This is a genomic window from Kitasatospora sp. NPDC048239 (assembly GCF_043202015.1).
Taxonomy (GTDB): Bacteria; Actinomycetota; Actinomycetes; order Streptomycetales; family Streptomycetaceae; genus Kitasatospora.
Genome location: NZ_JBICZP010000014.1, coordinates 139,159 through 155,533, shown reverse-complemented (window position 1 = coordinate 155,533; position 16,375 = coordinate 139,159). Strand labels below are relative to the sequence as shown.

Annotated in this window: 13 protein-coding genes; 8 read left to right on the top strand and 5 right to left on the bottom strand. The window is 72.4% G+C overall.

The window, feature by feature from the left end:
- Window positions 1–70 precede the first annotated feature (70 nt).
- A complete protein-coding gene (locus ACGFZP_RS30620; RefSeq protein WP_392939229.1) occupies window positions 71–2,107 on the top strand; it encodes a GTP-binding protein in 2,037 nt (678 codons plus the stop codon).
- A 689-nt stretch (window positions 2,108–2,796) separates the two neighbouring features.
- Here ACGFZP_RS30620 and ACGFZP_RS30615 read toward each other — a convergent pair.
- The 3 genes from ACGFZP_RS30615 to ACGFZP_RS30605 all read right to left on the bottom strand — a co-directional run bounded on the left by ACGFZP_RS30615 (window position 2,797) and on the right by ACGFZP_RS30605 (window position 6,276).
- The gene (locus tag ACGFZP_RS30615; RefSeq protein ID WP_392939228.1) at window positions 2,797–4,485 is read right to left on the bottom strand and encodes an FAD-dependent oxidoreductase; all 1,689 of its coding nucleotides are present in this window, start codon (window positions 4,483–4,485) and stop codon (window positions 2,797–2,799) included.
- Window positions 4,478–5,416, bottom strand: a complete 939-nt coding sequence (locus ACGFZP_RS30610) for an aromatase/cyclase (protein WP_392939226.1) — start codon at window positions 5,414–5,416, stop codon at window positions 4,478–4,480. The genes ACGFZP_RS30615 and ACGFZP_RS30610 overlap by 8 nt, the downstream gene beginning before the upstream one ends.
- 74 nt (window positions 5,417–5,490) lie before the next feature.
- Window positions 5,491–6,276 carry an SDR family NAD(P)-dependent oxidoreductase gene (locus ACGFZP_RS30605; protein ID WP_392939224.1) on the bottom strand — a complete coding sequence of 262 codons (786 nt, stop codon included), beginning with the start codon at window positions 6,274–6,276 and terminating at the stop codon, window positions 5,491–5,493.
- A gap of 176 nt (window positions 6,277–6,452) precedes the next feature.
- Between ACGFZP_RS30605 and ACGFZP_RS30600 the strand changes: the two genes are divergently transcribed.
- From ACGFZP_RS30600 to ACGFZP_RS30585, 4 genes are all read left to right on the top strand, one after another.
- Window positions 6,453–6,872 (top strand): nuclear transport factor 2 family protein, encoded by a 420-nt coding sequence (locus ACGFZP_RS30600; protein WP_387951874.1) that lies wholly within the window; start codon window positions 6,453–6,455, stop codon window positions 6,870–6,872.
- A 12-nt stretch (window positions 6,873–6,884) separates the two neighbouring features.
- Complete coding sequence (locus tag ACGFZP_RS30595; RefSeq protein ID WP_392939222.1) at window positions 6,885–8,450, top strand: class I adenylate-forming enzyme family protein; 1,566 nt, start codon at window positions 6,885–6,887, stop codon at window positions 8,448–8,450.
- A 93-nt stretch (window positions 8,451–8,543) separates the two neighbouring features.
- Entirely contained in the window at window positions 8,544–8,834 is a 291-nt protein-coding gene (locus ACGFZP_RS30590) for an antibiotic biosynthesis monooxygenase family protein (RefSeq protein WP_387951870.1), read from the top strand.
- Between the two features lie 12 nt (window positions 8,835–8,846).
- Window positions 8,847–9,887 carry a methyltransferase gene (locus ACGFZP_RS30585; protein WP_392939221.1) on the top strand — a complete coding sequence of 347 codons (1,041 nt, stop codon included), beginning with the start codon at window positions 8,847–8,849 and terminating at the stop codon, window positions 9,885–9,887.
- A gap of 360 nt (window positions 9,888–10,247) precedes the next feature.
- Here ACGFZP_RS30585 and dapC read toward each other — a convergent pair whose 3' ends face one another.
- Both dapC and ACGFZP_RS30575 read right to left on the bottom strand, forming a co-directional pair.
- Window positions 10,248–11,339, bottom strand: a complete 1,092-nt coding sequence (dapC, locus tag ACGFZP_RS30580) for a succinyldiaminopimelate transaminase (RefSeq protein WP_392939220.1) — start codon at window positions 11,337–11,339, stop codon at window positions 10,248–10,250.
- Window positions 11,336–11,767 carry a PPOX class F420-dependent oxidoreductase gene (locus ACGFZP_RS30575; protein WP_392939218.1) on the bottom strand — a complete coding sequence of 144 codons (432 nt, stop codon included), beginning with the start codon at window positions 11,765–11,767 and terminating at the stop codon, window positions 11,336–11,338. The genes dapC and ACGFZP_RS30575 overlap by 4 nt, the downstream gene beginning before the upstream one ends.
- 168 nt (window positions 11,768–11,935) lie before the next feature.
- On the opposite strand from ACGFZP_RS30575, the gene ACGFZP_RS30570 reads away from it, so the two are divergent.
- From ACGFZP_RS30570 to ACGFZP_RS30560, 3 genes are all read left to right on the top strand, one after another.
- Window positions 11,936–13,438, top strand: coding sequence for an FAD-dependent monooxygenase (locus ACGFZP_RS30570; RefSeq protein WP_392939217.1), 1,503 nt, complete (start codon window positions 11,936–11,938; stop codon window positions 13,436–13,438).
- Window positions 13,439–13,539: 101 nt separating this feature from the next.
- Window positions 13,540–14,577 carry a methyltransferase gene (locus ACGFZP_RS30565; protein ID WP_392939215.1) on the top strand — a complete coding sequence of 346 codons (1,038 nt, stop codon included), beginning with the start codon at window positions 13,540–13,542 and terminating at the stop codon, window positions 14,575–14,577.
- Between the two features lie 17 nt (window positions 14,578–14,594).
- A complete protein-coding gene (locus tag ACGFZP_RS30560; RefSeq protein WP_392939214.1) occupies window positions 14,595–16,253 on the top strand; it encodes an NAD(P)/FAD-dependent oxidoreductase in 1,659 nt (552 codons plus the stop codon).
- Window positions 16,254–16,375 lie beyond the last annotated feature (122 nt).

The window sequence follows — 16,375 nt, the reverse complement described above, 5'->3', positions numbered from 1 at the left end:
GACGTGCCCCGAAAGATCCGTGTTGCTCCGGTTATGCAAGAGAAGACCGAAGAACTAGGGGAAGCACGTCATGTCAAGCGTGAACATCGGAATCCTGGCCCATGTCGACGCCGGTAAGACCAGCCTGACCGAGCGGCTGCTGTACTCGGCCGGCGTCATCGACCGGATCGGCAGCGTCGATCGCGGCGACACCCAGACCGACTCCCACGAGATGGAGCGGCAGCGCGGCATCACCATCCGGTCGGCGGTGGTGTCCTTCACCGTCGGCGACGTGAAGGTCAACCTCATCGACACTCCCGGCCACCCGGACTTCATCTCCGAGGTGGAGCGGGCCCTTGGCGTGCTCGACGGAGTGGTGCTGGTCGTCTCGGCGGTGGAGGGCGTCCAGGCCCAGACCCGTCTGCTGATGCGCACCCTGGTCAAGATGGGGATGCCGGTGATCCTCTTCGTCAACAAGATCGACCGGATGGGCGCCCGCTACGACGACCTGCTGGAGGAGATCCGCACCGAACTCACCCCGACCATCGTGCCGATGACCAGGGTGGATCGCATCGGAACGCCGCAGGCCCGCGCCGTGGCCCGCCGGATCGCGGCCGGAGACCTCGGACCCTCCACCGGCCCGGGCGAGTTGCGGGACGAACCCGGAGAGCTCCCGGACGACTTCGCCACCGACCTGGCCGACGCACTGGCCGATCACGGCGACGCGTTCCTGGCGCGCTACCTCGACGACGAGACGGCGCTCACCGCAGAGGACTACACCACCGAGCTCGCCCGGCAGACCCGGCTGGCGCAGCTGTACCCGGTGTTCTTCGGCTCGGCCGTGGCCGGTGCCGGCATCACCGAACTGATGAACGGAATCACCAGCCTGTTTCCGGTCAATCACGGAGGCGCCGAAGGCTCACCGCGTGGCACGGTGTTCAAAATCGAACGCGGCTGGGCCGGTGAGAAGGTCGCCTACGTGCGACTGCACTCGGGTGTGCTGGGGCCCCGGAGCAAGGTGTCGATCCACCGCCGGGACCAGCACGGCGCCCTCGTCGAGCTGCCCGGCCGGACCACCGTGGTCGAGGTGTTCGACCAGGGCTCCGCGGTGATCGAGGCCGAGGCCGGCGCCGGGGACATCGCCAAGGTCTGGGGGCTCAAGGGCATCCGGATCGGCGACCAGCTCGGCAGTGCCGAGGGACTGGGCGACCGGCACCTCTTCGCGCCGCCGAGCCTGGAGACCGTGGTCCGGGCCACCAGGTCCGGTGCGATGCCCGAACTGTACGAGGCGCTCCTGCAGTTGGCCGACCAGGATCCGTTCATCAACGTCCGCAAGAACGACGAGGAGCAGGAGGTCTCGGTCTCGCTCTACGGCGAGGTCCAGAAGGAGGTCATCAAGGCGACGCTCGCCGACGACTACAAGCTGGACGTGGTCTTCGAGGGCAGCCGGATCATCTGTGTGGAGCGGCCGGTCGGGGTCGGCGAGTGGGTGGAGGAGATCGACTACCGGAGCAAGACCTTCTTCTGGGCCACGGTCGGGCTGCGGGTGGAGCCCGGGGCGCTCGGCTCGGGGGTCGTCTTCCAGCGGTCGGTCGAACTCGGCTCGCTCCCGCACGCCTTCCACAAGGCGGTCGAGGAGGCGGTGCGTTCGACGCTCCACCAGGGCCTGCACGGTTGGGAGGTGCTCGACATCCTGGTGACGCTGACGCACACCGGGTTCGCCAGCCCGGTCAGCGCGGCGGGGGACTTCCGCAAGCTGACACCGCTGGTCCTGATGAACGCGCTCAAGCAGGCGGGGACGCAGGTGTTCGAGCCGGTCAACAGGTTCGAACTGGAGGTGCCGGCCGAGAACGCCAGCACCGCCCTGTTGAACCTGGTGGAGTGCACCGGCACGCCGGAGACGACGAAGGCGCAGGGCACCACCTGCCTGGTGGAGGGCACCATCCCGGCCCGCACGGTGCAGGAGTTCGAACAGCGGCTGCCGGGGCTGAGCCAGGGTGAGGGCGTTCTGCTCACCCGGTTCCACGGCTTCCAGCCGGCGGTCGGCGCGACCCCGAGCCGCCGCCGGACGGACACCAACCCGCTGGACCGCAAGGAGTACATGCTGCGGGCGTTCGGCCGGATCTGACCTTACGGCCACCGCCGAACCGCTGGGCCGGAAAACACGGACAGGTCCCGATCACCGATGGTGATCGGGACCTGTCCCGTTCCGGCGGCCTGCACATCTGCTGCAACACGGGCCATCCGGGCCATGCATCCGCTCAGGGCGGCCCGCGTCCGGTCGACCGGTCTTCACCCTTCGTCCAACCTGCTCCCGCACCAACGATTTTGGCGGGAGGTGTCGACGCCGTGAATCCGCTCGGCGCGGGGGTGTACCCGGATTACCCGGCGCGATCCCGGGTATTCCCGCGCGCGTCCCGGGAAATGGCCGGGGCCACCGTGCGTAATGCTCTCGGAACGCACGGAACACACGGAACGCCGGAACTCCGCGCGCAGGTAAGCGAATGACGGGTACGGACCGAAGACGCCCGCTCCGATGAACCGCGCTCCGGCCCCGGCGGGCAAGTTCGTCGCCCCACCATAGCGACCGACCATAGCGGCCGACGAAACCTGGTGAGGATTGGAGCATTCCCGGAAGTCGGGCGACACAGGCGTTGCGACGGCACAATGTGACCAGGGACACGATCTCACCGGCGACACCATGCCTCCGGCAACACGATCCCTTCGACGGCACGATCTCACCGGCGACGCAATGTGACCGACAACAGGACGTGACCGGCGACCGGACGGCGGCCGATCCCATCGAATGCCCACCGGTCAGTGAGGCGCAGGGGCGACCCCTTCCGGCAGCAGCGCGCAGGCCCGCAGCACCTCGGGGATCCGGTCCGGGCCGCGGTCGCGGGCGGCGAGATAGCCGTCCGGCCGGATCAGCAGGAACTCCCCGGGCGCCACGCCCAGCGAACGGCGCAGAGTGCCGTCCGCGTCGGGCACCACGCCCGGACCGTCACCGTCGGCCAGCAACCGGACGGAGACGGCGGCGCCGAACGAACGCTCCACCTCCGCCAGGACCTCCCGGTAGCCGTCGATCCCGGCCGCGGGCACACCGGCCCCCGAATCACCGCCTCCGGGCACACAGGCCAGCAACGTCCAACGGGGATCGGCCAGTTCGGCCCGGAGCGCACCCCAGTCGACCCCGCCCCCCGCCGGCCCGGCGGCCCCGGGCACCCGGTCGCCGGGCCTGATCCCGCCGGCGCCGCGGGTGCCACCGGTGCCACCCGCGGCACCCGCGGCGCCGGTCGGCAGGGTGAGCGGGCTGTCCGGATAGGCCAGAGCCAGCCCGCAGAAGCCGCGGATCATCCTGCCCTCGATCCGGCGCCGCAGCGGCGGGACCGCGCGCAGCACGGCGGTGCCGGCGGTGAGCAGCGCCGGCGCCAGTGCGGTGCGCAGCGAGACCAGCGCGGTGGCGGTCCGGGTGGAGCGCAGCAGCACGGCGCCGGTGGGGACCCGCTCGGCGTCGTAGCTGTCGAGCAGTTCGGGCCCGGCGTGGCCGCGGACGACGTCGGCGAGCTTCCAGGCGAGGTTGTAGGCGTCCTGGAGTCCGCTGTTCATGCCCTGGCCGGAGGCGGGGCTGTGGACGTGCGCGGCGTCGCCGGCGAGGAAGCAGCGGCCGGAGCGCATCCGGGTGATCTGCCGCTGCTGCACGGTGAACACCGAGAGCCAGCTGGGCACGCCGACCTCGACCGGTCGGCCGAGGGCCCGGCCGACCTTGGCGGCGAGCCGGCGCCGGACCAGTTCGGGGTCGTCGGCCCCGGCGACGTCGACGGTGTCCACGACGCGCCACTTGCCCGGCTCGGGGAAGGGCACCAGCAGCAGGGTTCCGGGGTCGGTGTGCAACAGGTGGTTGCTGTCCGGCGCCAGGTCGGCGTCGAGTGTGACGTCGGCGTTGAGCCACTCCTGGGTCGAGTCCCCGACCAGCCGCATGCCGAGTTGGCGGCGGACGGTGCTGCGTCCGCCGTCCGCGCCGACCAGCCAGGGCACCGTCGTCTCCTCGGTCCGCCCGTCGGGGTGGCGCAGGGTGACCTCGACCGCGTCGGGCCCGGGCTGGACGGCGGTCAGTTCGACGCCCCACTCGATGTCGACGCCGTGCCGGGCGGTGCGCTCGCGGAGCACCCGCTCGGTCACCACCTGGTCCACCATCAGGCTGAAGGGGTAGCGGGTGGGCAGCGTCTCGTAGTTGGTGTCGAACCGGACCAGGGTGCGGCCCCGGCGGTGCATGGTGAAGTGGGTGACCCGTCGGCCCAGGGGCAGCAGTGCGTCGAGCGCCCCCATCTGGTCGAGCACCTCCATGGTCCGCGCGTGCACCGCGAGTGCCCGGCTGCTGGTGGCCGGGCCGTCGGCGGCGTCGATCAGCCGCACCCGCACGCCGCGGCGGGCGAGTTCGTGTGCCGCGGTGAGCCCGACCGGGCCGGCGCCCGCGACCAGGACGGTCGGCGGTCGGTCAGCCATGGCGCTCCTCGGCGAAGCGCTTGGCCAGTGCCAGGGTGGCACGGCTGTTGCCGCCCGCGGCCTGGCGGATGAACGCGCGGGCGGAGGCGATGGTCGCGTCGGGGCCGAGCACGTCGGGGATGGCCTCCGGGTTGAGGACGACGGCGTGCCAGGAGGTCACCCGGACCCCGTGTCCGGTCTCCTCGAAGGACCACCGACCGGTGTGCGCGGCCATCATCGAGGGTGTGCGCAGCTGCTTGTAGGCGATGCCGGACCCGGGGAAGCAGATGCGGATCGACTCGGTGGTGTGCTCGGACCCGTCCGCGGTGCGGGTGTCCATCGACATGTGCTGGATGCCGGGGGTGTCCTCGCGCAGGTCGAGGCGGGCCACGTGGGGCAGTCGACTCGGCCATTCGGCGGCCTCGTTGAGGAAGCCGTAGACCGTCTCCAGCGGGGCGTCGACCAGCACCGAGTCCTCGAACTCGAACTCCAGGCGGGCCAGTTGGGCCCAGCTCTCGGCGAGGGTCTTGATGTTGCCGAGTTCGGTGCGGCTGTTGCGGTCGGTGGCCCGGGTGATCCACTCGACGCCCTGCGGGTCGTCGTCGACGGCGGTGAACTCGTGGGTGAGGGTCAGGTTGGAGCCGCCGGGCCGCTCGCGGACCTGCCACTCCCCCGCCATCGAGGCGACCGGGGGCGAGGAGACCTCCTGGCGGAAGCGGATCCGCCGCAGGCCGCGGTCCAGTTCGCGGCGCGAGGTCCACTGCGCGACCTCGCCGTTGGCGCCGGCCCAGATCCGCAGCCGCTCGACGCCCGCCGCAAGTTCCGCGTGTTCCACGTGCAGGGTGGGTCCGAACCGCCGGGGCCACGCCTTGGCGTCGGCGATGACGGCGTAGACGACGTCGGCGGGGGCGTCCACGTCGATGTCGTGGGTGGTGTGCTCGGTGCGGGTCATTCGTCGACCACCTTCCGTCGCGGGTTCACTCGTGGGGTTCAGTCAGTGGGAAAGCCACAGTTCCTGACGGTGCGTCAGTAGATTCCGAGGCCGCCGCAGACGTTGATCGCCTGGGCGGTGACGGAGGCGGCCGCGGGCGTGGTCAGGTACTCGACCATCCCCGCCACCTCGTCCGCGGTGGAGTAGCGGCCGAGCGGGATCTTCTGCTCGAACCGGTTGAGCACGTCCTCCTCGCTGGTCTCCCAGGTGGCGGCGTACGCCTGGCGGACCCGGACCGCCATCGGCGTCTCGACGTAGCCGGGGCAGACCGCGTTGACCGTGGTGCCGGTGACGGCGAGCTCCTTGGCCAGCGCCTTGGTGAACCCGATGACGCCGGCCTTGGACGCCGAGTAGGGGGCGCCGAGCGGGACGCCCTGCTTGCCGCCGGTGGAGGCCACGGTGATGATCCGCCCGTGGCCGGTCTGCTCCATGCCGCCGGTGGTGAGCACCTCGCGGGTGACCCGGAAGACGCTGGTGAGGTTGGTGTCGATCACGTCGTTCCAGAGCTCGTCGGTGATGGCGGAGGTGACGCCGCCGCCGTTGCGCCCGGCGTTGTTGACCAGCACGGTGATCGGGCCGAACCGGTCCACCGCGGCCCGCACGACCCGTTCGACGTCCTGCTGGGAGCGGACGTCGGCCGCGACGCCGTCCACGTCGAGCCCCTCGGCGCGCAGCCGCCCGACCGTCTCGGCGACGTCCTTCCCGGTGCGGGCGCAGAGGAAGACGCGCAGGCCGCGCCGTGCCAGCCGGACGGTGGCGGCCAGTCCGATCCCGCTGGTGGCCCCGGTCACCAGGGCGACCCCGGTTGTGTCGCTGCTCATCGCATCAGCCTCCGCTTCAGAGTCCGGGGCCCGTTCGGCGCCCCTGGGCCCGACCCTGCACCGCGGGCTTCGAATCCCGTTGGAGCGGGCCCGCACGGAACGCGCTCGACCGGGATTCGAAACGGGGCTGGGAACGTCGCCCTACCGATCCCGAACAACCCGAGGAGGCCCCGCAGATGCCCGGAACGCTCTACGAGGAGGTCCAGCACTTCTACGGCCGGCAGATGCGCCACCTGGACGAGGGCGCGGTCACGGAGTGGGCCGCGACCTTCACCGAGGACGGCGTCTTCGCCGCCAACGCCCGGCCGCACCCGCAGGAGGGCCGGGCGAGCATCGAGCAGGGCGCCCGGGAGGCCTCGGCGCGGCTGGCCGCCTCGGGCGTCCAGCACCGGCACTGGCTCGGCATGCTGGAGGTCGCCGAGCAGCCGGACGGCAGTGTGCTCGCCAAGACCTACGCACTGATCGTCGCGACGCCCAAGGGCGGTGCCGCCGCGGTGCACCTCAGCTGCAGCTGCGAGGACCTGCTGGTGCGGGAGGCCGGGGAGCTGAAGGTCCGGCACCGCCAGGTGTACCGGGACGACCTTCCGGCCGTCTGAGAGGAACCCGACGTGCCCATCCCATCGGACAGTGTCCCATCGGACAGTACGACCTTCGGTGCCCCGCTGGACACCGTGGCGGAGCTGATCGGCGGCCCGAGGATCGACGACCTGCTCCGGCGCTCGGCCCGGCGGGCACCGCGGCACCCGGCGCTGGTCGCCGAGGGCCTGGTGCTCGACTACGCAGGTCTGGACGGGCGGGTGTCCCGCTGCGCCGAGGCGCTGCGCGGCGCGTTCGGCGGCCCCCGGACGGTGATCGCGATCGCCGCCGAGCTCACCGCGGAGTTCGCCGTCACCTTCCTGGGGATCTCCCGCTCCGGCAACACCAGTGCCATGTTCAACCCGCTGATCTCGGACGACACCCTGGTGCACGTGCTGAACGCGTGCGGGGCACGGGCGGCGGTGCTGTCGCCCGCGATGCACCGGCGGGTCGCGGCGGTGCGGCACCGGATCCCGGCGCTGGAGCACATCGTGGTGACCGCCGACGCGGGGGACGGCACTCCCGTGCTCGACGCCCTGCCGCGGGCCGCCGTCCCGGACGGCGAGGAGGTGGAGACCGCCTGCCTGCAGTTCACCAGCGGGACGACCGGCGCGCCGAAGACGGTGCGGCTGAGCCACCGCAACCTGCTGGTGAACGCCGCGCAGTCGGCGTACGCGCACCGGCTGGAGGCGGACGCGGTCTCGCTCAACAACCTGCCGTCGTTCCACCTCATGCACCTGAACACCGCGCTCGCGGTCGGCGCGACCCATGTGCTCTGCCCCGAGCAGGACCAGGAGGCGATGGTGGAGCTGGCCGGTCTCTGGCGGGCCACCCACCTGTACAGCCTCCCGGTGCGGCTGTCCCGGCTGGCCGGGGACCTGCGGCTGCCGGCGCTGCGGATCCCCTCGCTGCGGGCGGTGCTGTCCGGGGGCTCCGCGCTGCCGCCGCGCACCACGGCGGCGCTGTCGGAGCACTTCGGGGTCCCGGTGGTCCAGGGCTACGGCCTCGCCGAGACCTCGCCCTCGACCCACTTCGACCTGCTGGACCGGCCGACCACCGGATCCTGCGGCCCCCCGGTGGCCGGGACGGCCTGCCGGATCGTGGACGTGCAGACCGGCGCGGTCCTTCCGGTGGGCGAGAAGGGCGAGATCCAGGTCAAGGGGCCGCAGCTGATGCTGGGCTACCTCGGCGACGGCCACCCCGCGGTACCCGCGGACGGCTGGTTCAGCACCGGTGACGTCGGGCGGATCGACGAGGAGGGCCGGCTGGCCGTCGTCGACCGGATCAAGGACGTCTTCAAGTGCGACAACTGGCTCGTGTCGCCGACCGAGATCGAGCGGGTGCTGATGCGGCACCCGGCGGTCGCCGACTGCGTGGTCTTCGACCACCCCGACGAGCTGAGCGGCGCCGTGGCCGTCGGCCTCGTCGTCCCGAGGGGCCCGGACGTCGACCCGGCCGCGCTGGCCGAGTTCGCCAACGCCCAACTGCCCTACTACGAGCACCTGCGGCACCTGCGGCTGGTGGAGGGCATCCCGCGCTCCGCCACCGGCAAGGTGCAGCGGCGCGATCTGCGCGACTGGGTGCCCGGCCGCCCCTGACCCGGCACCAGGCGCCAATCTCCAACAACCGCGCAACCCGCGCAACCTGCTCAACCTGCTCAACCGACTGATCAACCAGCCAGGAGGAACACCGTGTTCACCTTCATCAACCGTTTCACCGTCACCGGTGACGTCGCCGAGTTCGAGACCCTCGTCAAGGAGATCACCGAGCACATGAGCGCCCAGCCCGGGTTCCGCTCGCACCGGCTGTACCGCTCGGCCGCCAACGCCCTGGTGTACGTGGAGACCGCCGAGTGGGACGACGCGGCCTCGCACAAGCTGGCCACCGCCGACCCGGCGTTCCGCTCCCGGGTCGGCAAGGTGATGGCGCTGGCCCAGGCCGAGCCGGCCCCGTTCGACCTGATCGCGCAGCACGGCGCCTGAGGAGAGCTGAAGATGACGACGACTGGCGAAACCATTCCGCAGGCGGTGATCCGGCTGCGCGAGCTCGCGCTCGGTGCGGCCGGCGCCGCCTCCGTCCGCGCGGCGGCCCGGCTGGGCCTGGCCGACGCGCTCGGGGAGGAGCCCGCCGCCGTGGCCGATCTGGCCCGGGCCGTGGACGCCGACCCTGACGCGCTGCAGCGGCTGCTGCGCTCGCTGACCTGCTACGGCGTGTTCGCCGAGCAGCCCGACGGCCGGTACGCGCACACCGACACCTCCCGACTGCTGCGGGAGGACACCGACCGGACCCTCAAGCACATGGTGCTCTGGGGCACCGAGCCGTGGACCTGGGAGCTGTGGGGGCACCTCGACGAGGCCGTCCGCACCGGCAAGGCCGTCTTCCCCGAGCTGCACGGCATGGACTTCTTCGACCACCTCCACGACCAGGCGCCGGAGTCGGCCGCGGTCTTCGACAAGGCGATGACCCAGTCCAGCCGGCTCTCCGCCCTCGCCCTCGCCGACCGGCTGGACCTCAGCGGGGTCGCCACGGTGGTGGACATCGCCGGCGGCCAGGGGCACGTCCTCGCCACGCTGCTGGAGCGCAACCCGGGGCTGCGCGGCACCCTGCTGGACCTGCCCGAGGTGGTGGCGGGAGCCGACCCGCGGCTGCGGCCCGGCGGCGCGCTCGCCGACCGCGCGACGCTGCTGGCCGGCGACTGCCGCCGGGAGATCCCGGTCTCGGCCGAGGTCTACCTGCTCAAGAACATCCTGGAGTGGGACGACGAGAGCACCGTCCTGACCCTGCGCAACGTGGTGGCGGCGGCGTCGCCGGGCAGCCGGGTCATCGTGGTCGAGAACCTGGTGGACGGCAGCCCCGAGATCCGGTTCACCACCGCGATGGACCTGCTGCTGCTGCTCAACGTCGGCGGCCGCAAGCACACCAAGGCGGGGCTGGTCGCGCTCGTCGAGGAGGCCGGTCTGCAGCCGGTCGAGGTCCGCCCGGTCAACTCCTACCTGGACCTGGTCGAGAGCGTCGTCCCCGGCAAGGAGGGCTGACCGCCGCGTCCCGGCGAAACGGCGTCGGGGGCCCCGCCCCGCCCGGGCGGGGGGCGCCCCCCCCCGCGCCCCCCGCGCCCCCCCCCCCGCCCCCGCACCCCCCCCCCGCCGGGGGGTGTCGGGCCCCCCCCGGCCCGGGGGGCGCCCCCCGGGCGCCCGCCGCCCGGGGGGCGCCCCCCCCCCGCCCGGGGGGGGGGCCCCCCCCGCCGCTCTGCGGCAGCTGCACGCCTACCGGGAGCAGCACTCCGATCCGGCCGGGAGCAGCACAGCGCCCCGCCGATCATCCGGCGGGGCGCTGCGGTGGGCACTGCGGTGGGTACTGCAATGGCCACTGCGATGGGTAGCTGCGGCGGGAACTGCTCAGAACGCCCCGGAGAGCCGCTTCACCGCCTGGTCGATCCGCTCGTCGGTCTCGGTGACGGCCACCCGCACGTGCCGCGCGCCCGCCTCGCCGTAGAACTCCCCGGGCGCCACCAGGATGCCGAGCTCGGCCAGCGCGCCCACGGTCTCCCAGCAGGGCTCGTCCCGGGTCGCCCAGAGGAACAGCGAGCCCGCCGACCGGTCGATCCGGAAGCCGCTCTCCAGCAGCGCCGAGCGCAGCAGGGCCCGCCGGCGCGCGTAGCCCTCGCGCTGCCGCACCAGGTGGTCGTCGTCGCCGAGCGCCGCCACCATGGCGGCCTGCACCGGGACGGGCACCATGTGCCCCGCGTGCTTGCGCACCTCCAGCAGCGTGGCGATCACCACCGGGTCCCCCGCGGCGAACCCGGCCCGGTAGCCGGCCAGGTTCGAGCGCTTGGAGAGCGAGTGCACGGCCAGGACACCCTCGTGGCTGCCGCCGCTGACCTCGGGGTGCAGGACCGAGCGGGTCTCGCCCTCCCAGACGTGTTCGAGGTAGCACTCGTCGTTCACCACGAGGGCGCCGCGCTCCCGGGCCCAGGCGACGATCGCGCGCAGCTCGGCGGTGCCGAGGACGCGGCCCTCCGGGTTGGACGGCGAGTTCAGCCAGACCACCTTGGGGTCGGGGCCCTCGTAGGTCAGCGGCGAGGCCGTCCGGATCAGTCGGGCGCCCGCCAGTCGGGCACTCACCTCGTAGGTGGGGAAGGCGAGTTCGGGCACCAGGACGACGTCGGAGGGGCCGAGGCCGAGCATCGTGGGCAGCCAGGCGATCAGCTCCTTGGTGCCCACCGCCGGGATCACCGCGGCCGGGTGGACGGTCGCCCCCTCGTGGCGCAGCAGCCAGGCCGCGACGGCCTCGCGAAGCTGCGGCGTGCCCTCGGTGGAGGGGTAGCCGGGGGCGTCGGCCGCGGCGGCGAGCGCCGCGCGCACCACGGCCGGGGTCGGGTCCACCGGGTCGCCGAGGGCCAGGTTCACCAGCCCGTCGGGGTGGGCGGCGGCGCGCTTGCGGTAGGGGAACAGGACGTCCCAGGGGAACTTCGGCAGCCGCTCGATCATGCCCGCACCCCGTTCGGGACGTTCCGGGCCAGCGGCGGTGCCTGGCAGTCGGAGTCGATGCCCCAGGAGACGATCCGCTCCGGGGTGATCCGGATCAGCTCGTCGTCGACGTGCGGCAGGATCTCCTTGCCGCCGACCGGGAGCGCCTCGGCGGTGCCCCGGATCTCCAGGCCCCTGACCGACCAGGTCGCCGGGTCCACCACGTCGTCCACGACCAGCGAGACCCTCGGATTGGTCTGTACGTGGCGGTACTTGAGGCTGCGGGCCATGCCGCGCCCGGTCACGTCGACGGTGCCGAGCTCCGCGTTGTAGTGGAAGCCGAGCGGGACGACGTGCGGCTGCCCGCGGCCGTCCACGGTGGCCAGGCGGGCGAGCGACTGCGAGGCCAGGTAGGCGGCCTCGTTCGCGGTGAAGGGGGTGACGGGCATGACGGGTCCTCCGTCGGTCGGATCGGGATTCCCGCCGACGCTAGGCGCTCCGCTTCGAGCCGGTTTGGTGCCCGGGCGCCCGCCGCGGCGGCCAACGGCGCTGGACACCCACTCGAAGCGCCGCTGGCACGGTGGGCCCGTCGTACAGGACCAGCAGCGGAGGTCGCGGTGGACTGCGATGTGGTGGTGGCGGGAGCGGGGCCGACCGGCCTGATGCTCGCCTGCGAGCTGGCGTTGGGCGGTGCCCGGACGCTGGTGGTGGAACGGAGAAAGGAGCCGGAGAAGCATTCGAAGGCCATGGGAATGCAGGGCCGCACCGTGGAACTGCTCGAACTGCGCGGGCTGCTCGACCGGTTCCTGGACGGGGCCGGTCTGCTCAAGGGCGGGAACTTCGCCAGCCTGGGCGTGCCGATGCGGTTCGAGGAGTTCGACACCCGGCACCCGTACGTGCTGCTGGTGCCGCAGCTGCGGACGGAGGAGCTGCTGGCCGAACGGGCGCTGGAGCTCGGCGTCCGGATCGTCCGGGGCGACCCGGTCACCGGGTTCGTCCAGGACGCGGACGGGGTGACGGTCGAGACCGGGGGCGGCACCCTGCGGGCGCGCTACCTGGTCGGCTGCGACGGCGGCGGCAGCGTCGTGCGGCGGCAGGCGGGGATCGGCTTCACCGGCCAGGACCCGCACATGTACGCGCTGATCGGGGACATGCGGTTCAGCGGCGACCTACCGCGCGGCGAGGGCCTGGGCCCGATGCGCCCGGTGGGCCTGGTCAATCCCGAGCGGAGGTCCTGGTTCGGTGCGTTCCAGCACCAGCCGGGCGTCTACCGGGCCACCGTCGCCTGGTTCGGAGAGCCCTTCCCCGACCGCAACGCGCCGGTCACCGAGGAGGAGATGCGCGCGGCCCTGGTCGAGCACACCGGGGGCGACCACGGGATGCACGACGTCACCTGGCTGTCCCGGCTCACCGACGTGTCCAGGCTTGCCGACTCGTACCGCAGCGGCCGGGTGCTGCTGGCCGGCGACGCGGCGCACATCCACCTGCCGGCCGGCGGGCAGGGGCTCAACCTCGGTATCCAGGACGCGGTGAACCTCGGCTGGAAGCTGGCGGCCGTGGTGCGCGGCCACGGCGGCGAGGAGCTGCTGGACAGCTACCAGAGCGAACGGCGGCCGGTCGCCGACGGCGTGGTGCACAACACCCGTACCCAGGCCGTGCTGATCGACCCGGACCCGCGCTACGACGCGCTGCGGCAGACCTTCCGCGAGCTGATGGCGCTGCCGGACACCAACCGGTACATCGCGGGGATGCTGTCCGGCTTCGACGTCCGCTACGGGACGGGCGAGCACCCGTCGGTCGGCCTGCGGATGCCGGACGCCGACCTGCTGACCGCCGACGGCACCGGGCGGATCAGCGACCACTTCGTCGAGGGGCGCGGGCTGCTGCTGCTGCCCGAACCGGCCACGGCCGCCTCAGCCCCGCGCGGATCAGCCCCGGCCGCCTCGCCGCTGGCCGACTGGGCGGACCGGGTGACCACCCTGACCGCCGGGATCGCGGGCGCGGAGCCCGACACCGCCTTCCTGCTGCGCCCCGACGGCTACGTCGCCTGGGCGGGCCACCCGGCCCGGCACGAGGAGCTCCGCAGTGCCGCGACCACCTGGTTCGGCGCCGCCGGCTGAGCGCCGGACCCCGGCCGACCCTGCCCACTCGGCCAACCCGGCCCATTCGGCCGACCCATGACCAGGCAGAACGCAATCCGTACCCCGTGAGAGGAAGAACCATGACGTCGGAAACCGGCAGCCCCGCTGCCCGCGCGCGCCGGATCGTCGCGCTCAACACCGCCTACTTCCAGGCGAAGGCGCTGCAGAGCGCGGTGGAACTCGGCCTCTTCGAGCTGCTGGCGGACCGGTCCGCCGACATCGAGGAGATCAGGACCGAACTGGGCGTCGCCCACCGGCTGTTCAAGGACTTCCTGGACGCCCTGGTCGGCCTCGACCTGCTGGAGCGGGAGGACGGCCGCTACCGCGTCGCCGCCCTGGCCACCGAGTTCCTCGTCCCGGGAGCCCCGACCTACCTGGGCGGCACCGCCCAGCAGCACGCCCGGCTGCACTTCCACGCCTGGGCGCAGCTGACCGACGCGCTCCGCGACGGCAAGGCGAAGTCCGCCGTCGCCGCGCAGGGCCCGCTGGCCTACCCCAAGCACTACGAGGACCTCGACCGCGCCCGTCAGGTCATGATGCACATGGACGCCCACAACGGCTTCACCGCCGACGAGTTGGCGCGGCAGATCGACTGGAGCGGCTACACCTCCTTCGTGGACGTCGGCGGTGCGCGCGGCAACGTCGCCTCCCGGATCGCCGCGGCCCACCCGCACCTGAAGGGCGGGGTGTTCGACCTGCCGGCGCTGCGCCCGCTCTTCGACGAGCTGGTGGGCGCGGCGGGGACGGCCGACCGGGTCTCCTTCCACGGCGGCGACTTCTTCGCCTCGCCGCTGCCCGAGGCCGACGTGCTGATCTTCGGACACGTGCTGCCGGACTGGCCGGTGGCCGACCGCCAGGAGCTGCTGCGCCGCGCCTTCAAGGCGGTTCGGCCGGGCGGGAAGGTGGTGCTGTACGACGCCATGATCGACCCGGACGAGCGGGACCCGGAGGTCCTGCTCCAGCGGATCAACCACACCATGATCCGGGACGACAGCTCGGCCTACTCGCTCGACCAGGCCCGTGCGTACCTGGAGGAGGCCGGCTTCACGGTCGACCGGGTGGTCGCCACCGACACCATCACCAGGGACCACCTGGCCATCGGCACCAAGTCCGTCTGACCGGAGGGGAGAACGGCATGGCAGCGCACACCACGAAGCAGCAGTCCGGGCAGCCGTACGACGTCGTGATCGTCGGCACCGGCCTGTCGGGCACGATGCTCGGATCGATCCTGGCCAAGCAGGGCTTCCGCATCCTGCTGCTGGACGGCACCCACCACCCCCGGTTCGCCGTCGGCGAGTCGACCATCGGGCAGACCCTGGTGGTCCTGCGGCTGATCGCCGACCGGTACGGCGTGCCGGAGATCGCCAACCTGGCGAGCTTCGAGGACGTCCTGGCCAACGTCAGCAGCGCGCACGGCCAGAAGAGCAACTTCGGGTTCATGTTCCACCAGGACGGCGAGGAGCCGGACCCGACGGAGACCAGCCAGTTCCGCATCCCCGCGATCGTCGGCAACGCCGCGCACTTCTTCCGGCAGGACACCGACGCGTACATGTTCCACACCGCCGTCCGCTACGGCTGCGACGCGCGGCAGGACTACCGGGTGGAGCGGCTCGACCTCGACGACGACGGCGTGACGGTGGTCGGCACGGACGGCAGCAGCTTCCGCGCCCGCTACCTGGTCGACGCCAGCGGGTTCCGCTCGCCGCTGGCCAAGCAGTTGGGGCTGCGCGAGGAGCCCAGCCGGCTCAAGCACCACGCCCGCTCGATCTTCACCCACATGGTCGGCGTGGGGGCGATCGACGACCACGTGGACACGCCGGAGGAGCTGCGCCCGCCGGTGCCGTGGAACGACGGGACGATGCACCACATCTTCGAGCGGGGCTGGATGTGGGTGATCCCGTTCGACAACCACCCGGGGGCGACCAACCCGCTGTGCAGCGTGGGGATCCAGCTCGACCCGCGGACCTACCCGGCCCGCCCGGACCTCACCCCCGAGGAGGAGTTCTGGTCCCATGTGGAGCGCTTCCCGGCGGTGGCACGGCAGTTGAAGGGCGCCCGTAGTGTGCGGGAGTGGGTCAGCACGGACCGGATGCAGTACTCCTCGACCCGGACGGTCGGCGATCGCTGGTGCCTGATGTCGCACGCGGCCGGGTTCATCGACCCGCTCTTCTCCCGCGGGCTGTCCAACACCTGCGAGATCATCAACTCGCTTTCCTGGCGGCTGATGGCGGCGCTGCGCGAGGACGACTTCTCGGCGGAGCGGTTCGCCTACGTTGAGACGCTTGAGCAGGGCCTGCTGGACTACAACGACCGGCTGGTGAACAACTCCTTCATCTCCTTCTCGCACTACCCGCTCTGGAACTCGGTGTTCCGGATCTGGGCCTCGGCCAGCGTGATCGGCGGCAAGCGGATCCTCAACGCGCTGACCGCGACCAAGGAGACCGGGGACGACTCGCACTGCCAGGCCCTGGACGAGAACCCGTACCCGGGGCTGTGGTGCCCGGTGGACTTCTACAAGGAGGCCTTCGACAAGGTCACCGAGGTGTGCGAGGCGGTGGACGCGAAGCGGATGACGGCCGAGGAGGGGGCGGCCGTCCTGGAGCGCCAGGTGCGGGAGTCGGACTGGATGCTGCCCGCGCTGGGCTTCAACGACCCCGACACCCACCACATCAACCCGACGGCGGAGAAGATGTTCCAGATCGCGCAGTGGGCCACCGACCACGCGCGCCCGGAGATCCGGGAGCTGCTGGCCGCCAGCGCCGAGGAGGTCCAGGCCGCGATGCGCAGGAAGTAGCGGCAGGAGCGCACACCAGCGGCGGGGGGGGGGGGGGGGGGGGGGGCCCCCACCCCCCCCGCCCCCCCCCCCCAGCGCGCCGCGCGCCTGGCCGAGGACTAGATCTACGACCTGGTGGGCCC